The sequence below is a fragment of the Niallia sp. genome (genome assembly GCF_031978665.1).
In the GTDB taxonomy this organism is placed as follows: Bacteria; Bacillota; Bacilli; order Bacillales; family Cytobacillaceae; genus Niallia.
This window is the reverse complement of the sequence record NZ_DALZDK010000049.1, coordinates 1-4730: the sequence shown is the minus strand read 5'-3', so window position 1 is coordinate 4730 and position 4730 is coordinate 1. Positions and strand designations below refer to the sequence as shown.

4 protein-coding genes are annotated in these 4730 nt (G+C 35.1%); 1 reads left to right on the top strand and 3 read right to left on the bottom strand.

Going from position 1 to position 4730, the window contains the following annotated elements:
- The 3 genes from RTL21_RS21045 to RTL21_RS21035 form a co-directional block, all read right to left on the bottom strand.
- A partial coding sequence (locus RTL21_RS21045) for an FAD-dependent oxidoreductase (protein ID WP_312098813.1) occupies nt 1-1473 on the bottom strand: 1473 nt, incomplete at its 3' end.
- Nucleotides 1474-1525: 52 nt separating this feature from the next.
- Nucleotides 1526-2824, bottom strand: a complete 1299-nt coding sequence (locus RTL21_RS21040) for an arsenic transporter (protein WP_312098811.1) — start codon at nt 2822-2824, stop codon at nt 1526-1528.
- 16 nt (nt 2825-2840) lie between these two features.
- Nucleotides 2841-3200, bottom strand: coding sequence for an ArsR/SmtB family transcription factor (locus RTL21_RS21035; RefSeq protein ID WP_312098809.1), 360 nt, complete (start codon nt 3198-3200; stop codon nt 2841-2843).
- Nucleotides 3201-3543: 343 nt separating this feature from the next.
- On the opposite strand from RTL21_RS21035, the gene RTL21_RS21030 reads away from it, so the two are divergent.
- Nucleotides 3544-4730, top strand: a 1187-nt coding sequence (locus RTL21_RS21030) for an MATE family efflux transporter (RefSeq protein WP_312098807.1), incomplete at its 3' end; no start/stop codon positions are given.

The following is a 4730-nucleotide window of genomic DNA, read 5'->3' as shown; positions in this document are numbered from 1 at the left end:
ATTGCCAAGCGGTATATTAAGGGCGCTTTCCACACAGGAAACATTAAATTGGTTTGTAGCTCTCGTATCAATGACCTGAATAGTTTCCCCACTTTTCATCCTTTCGGATAATTCATTTGGTGTTATTAATTTATTTTTCTTCTCTATAGCATTCTGTAATGCCATTCCAGTATACATAACAGGGTCTTTTGTAGTACTAAATGGTGGTGCATATGCAAGATCAAGATGGAATAAGTCCTCCGCTTTAGCTTTAAATGTCATTGCGGTTACAAAAACATCAATACGCTTGTCTACTCCTTCTTCTCCCACTATTTGCACACCTAATATTCTGCCTGTTTGTCTATCTGCGATTGCCTTTATGATTAATTCTTTACCATTAAGATACTCAGCTCTAGCAGGCTTGATATTATGTAATATTTCAATATCATATCCTTCTTCCAATGCCTCTGTTTCATTCATACCTGTTTGTCCAACAGCTAAATCAAAAACGCGCAGAATAGCTGTTCCTAAAATACCTCGATGCTCTAAAGAGCCACCTGTTATCACATCACCAGCAATTCGTCCCATTTTATTGGCCGTACTACCTAATGGACGATATAGCGGTTTTCCTGTTAGTAAAGAATAACTCTCTGCAACATCCCCTACAGCATACACATCAGATAAATTTGTTTGCATCTTACTATTTACTGCAATTGCTCCAGACTGACCAATCGTAACACCTATCGATTTTGCTAATTGTGTATTCGGACGGACTCCTGTTGCTAAGATGACAATATCTGTTTCCACCGTTTTTCCTGATATTGTGTGTATTTCCTTTTTGCTAATAGTCGTTACTTCCTCATTCAAAATGAGATTTACTCCTTTTTTAACTAGGTGCTCCTCTACTCGTGAAGCCATATCTTTATCCATATGGGTCATAACCTGATTACTGCGTTGTATCAGTGTTACATCTATTCCTCTAGTTGTAAGCTGCTCTGCCATTTCTAAACCAATATACCCTGCTCCAATAATAGTAGCCTTTTTCGGCTGCTTCTCTTTAATAAATTGGTCAATTGCTGCTGTATTTTGAATGGTCCGCACCTGAAAAACATGCTCTTCTTCTGCACCAGTAATAGTAGGAGTAATTGGTGACGCCCCTGTAGCAAATACTAATACATCATAATTATCCTCTTTCACTTCATTTGTATCTAAGTTTTTCACTTGAACTTTTTTTTGTTCTGCATCAATTGCAATTACTTCATGTCGAATAAAAATATCTACATTATATCGCTTTTTAAACCAAGCTGGACTCCTTGGTGTTAATGTTTCCAATTCCTCTATTTCTCCACCTAGGAAATATGGGATTCCACAAGCAGAATAGGAAATATCATAATCAGCATTATAAAGTATGATATTCGCATTTTCATCATTTCTACGTGCTTTTGCTGCTACAGATGTACCAGCTGCTACCGAACCTATTATGATAATTTTCATCTTTATCCTCCTATGATAGGCATTTCTACTTTAAATATGGATAACTTTTCGGCTACGAAAGGAAAGAAAGCCATAAATATAAACCAATTAACGTAATGAAAAGGGTTGGAATCGTTAAAATAATCCCTGTTTTAAAATACGTTCCCCATGAAATCTTCACACCTTTTTGTGATAATACATGAAGCCATAATAACGTCGCTAATGAACCGATCGGCGTTATCTTTGGTCCTAAATCGGAACCGATTATATTAGCATAAATTATGCCTTCTTTTATTATTCCTGTTGCATTTGTATCCGCTATAGCTAAGGCGTCGATAAGTACAGTTGGCATATTATTCATAATGGAAGAAATTATAGCAGCGATGAATCCCATACCAATTGTCGCAACAAATAATCCCTGATCTGCAGCTGCTTGAATAACACTTGAAAGGAGACTAGTTAATCCCACATTACGGAGACCATAAATAACAACATACATTCCAATCGAAAAGAACACAATTGCCCATGGTGCACCTTTCATTACTTGCTTAATGGATACTGCGTGACTTCTTCTTGCAAAAACAAGAAAAATGATGGCGATGATACCTGCAACAAGCGATACAGGAATAGCAAGAAATTCACTTCCAAAATAACCAATAAGCAGTACACCTAAGATAATCCAAGAAATATGGAACATTTTTCGATCTTTTATTGCATCTACTGGATTCTTTAAGTGGCTTAATTCATATACCTTTGGAATACTCCTACGGAAGTATAGATATAAAACTAGAATACTTGCTAATAAGGAGAAAATATTTGGAATAATCATTCTAGATGCATATTCAACAAATCCAATACCAAAGAAATCAGCGGAAACAATATTAACTAAATTACTTACTACTAACGGCAAGGAGGTTGTATCTGCAATAAATCCACTTGCAATGATAAATGGAAAAACCATTTTTTCTTCTAGTTTTAACGCTCGTACCATTGCTAGTACAATGGGTGTCAAAATAAGTGCTGCACCATCGTTTGCAAAAAGTGCTGCAACGATTGCACCTAAGATAGAAACATAAATAAACATTTTTAGCCCGTTGCCATTCGCAACCCGAGCCATATGTAGTGCCGCCCATTCAAAAAATCCAATTTCGTCTAATATTAACGAGATAATGATAATTGCGATAAATGCAAGTGTTGCATTCCACACTATTCCAGTTACATCTACAACATCATTAAAATCGACTACACCTGCCAGTAATGCTAATATCGCGCCACCAGAGGCAGACCAACCAATGGAAAGGTTTTTCGGCTGCCAGATAACCAAAGTTAATGTTACTAAAAAGATAATTATTGCCAAAGTTGTTTGTAGCAAAGTTAGTTAACCTCCATTAATCGCATATAATTCTAAATCCCTTTTCTTCTAAGCTGTCGATTTTTTCAAGCTGACTAGGAATATGTTTCAAAAGATCATTTATTATTTCATAATATTCACTTGTTTTATTTAATGAATATACAACCCATTGACCTTTCTTTTGTTCTTTTACAATTCCCAAGTCTCTCATTTTACGAAGATGCTGACTTATTGCTGGCTGTGACATATTAAAAATTTCTACAAACTCACATACACAACAGTCTTGTTCAGAAAGCATACTCACAATGGCTAATCTAGTCTTATCCCCTAATAGTTTTAATACACTCGCAATTTCTATTAAAGATAATTCTTTTAAAGATTGTTCTTTTTTAATCATTTTTATCCTCCTTCCTAAATAAATTCCCCCTAAAACATAAGCATGTTCTTATATAATTATTTATCGAACAAACAAATACTACGAATATAAGTGTTTGCAATCACCAATTTAATATATAATTATATGCTTATATATTATCAAGCAAGAAAAGAAATTGTCAATTCACTTAACCTTTTGATCGCTTCTTAATCCTTTTTCATTTTTTGCAAAATAATTAGATAGAACTACTTTTACAGATTAACATTTTTTTCGCAAAAAATTTAGAAGTTTCCGTTTCTTTCTTTCCTACAGCCTTATCTATGGTATAATACGAATCGTTATTGTAAAGAAAGAGGACAAGCTGATGAAACAAACATATTCTTTAAAACAAAAATTAATACAAATGATCGTTATTTTATTACCTGTACTTGTTACACAGGTTGGTATCTTTGCATTAAGCTTTTTTGATACAACAATGTCTGGACATTATAGTCCCGTTGACTTAGCGGGAGTTGCAGTAGGAAGCTCCTTGTGGACGCCAATATATACAGGACTTAGTGGGATACTTCTCGCAATACCACCAATCGTTTCACAATTAATGGGAAGAAATGAACAAAATGGGGTACGCTTTTCTGTTATCCAAGCAACGTATCTTTCCTTAAGTATGGCAGTCTGCCTATTAATTATTGGCTATTTCTTTTTAGATTCTATTTTAGCAAGCATTGGATTAGAAAAGGCAGTATATGAAGTAGCCTACCAGTACTTATTGGCATTAAGTACAGGGATTATTCCTATTTTCTTATATTTTGTTCTTCGTTCGTTCATAGATTCTCTTGGCCAAACGCAGATTACTATGTTCATTACCTTACTAGCAATACCGATTAATATTGTATTAAATTACGCCCTTATCCATGGAATTTGGATTTTTCCTGAGCTTGGAGGAGTTGGTACCGGGTTTGCAACAAGCATAACTTATTGGTTCATGCTCTTTATTGCTATTTATATTGTCCATAGAAAACAACCATTTGTCTCATTTCAGTTATTTACACATTTTCCAAAAATGTCTTGGTCTAAATGGAAAGAAATCTTGACGATTGGGATTCCAATCGGTTTCTCCGTGTTCTTTGAAACAAGTATTTTTAGTGCCGTAACCATTTTGATGAGCAATTACGATACAAATACAATTGCCGCACATCAATCAGCCATTAACTTTGCCTCCCTTTTGTATATGGTTCCCCTTAGCATCTCTACGGCATTGACCATTCTTGTTGGTTACGAAGTTGGAGCCAAACGCATGAAGGATGCAAAAACGTATAGTTGGTTAGGCGTAGGATTCGCTGTTATCATTGCATTTATAAGTGGCATTATTCTTCTAACTTTCAGAACGAACATTGCTGGAATTTATACGAAAGACTGGGAAGTGATCCATTTAACAGCCCACTTTCTAATTTACGCGATTTTCTTCCAACTATCAGATGCCATTCAAGCACCAATCCAAGGGGCTTTACGAGGGTATAAAGATGTTAATGTTACACTCTTAATGAGTTTTCT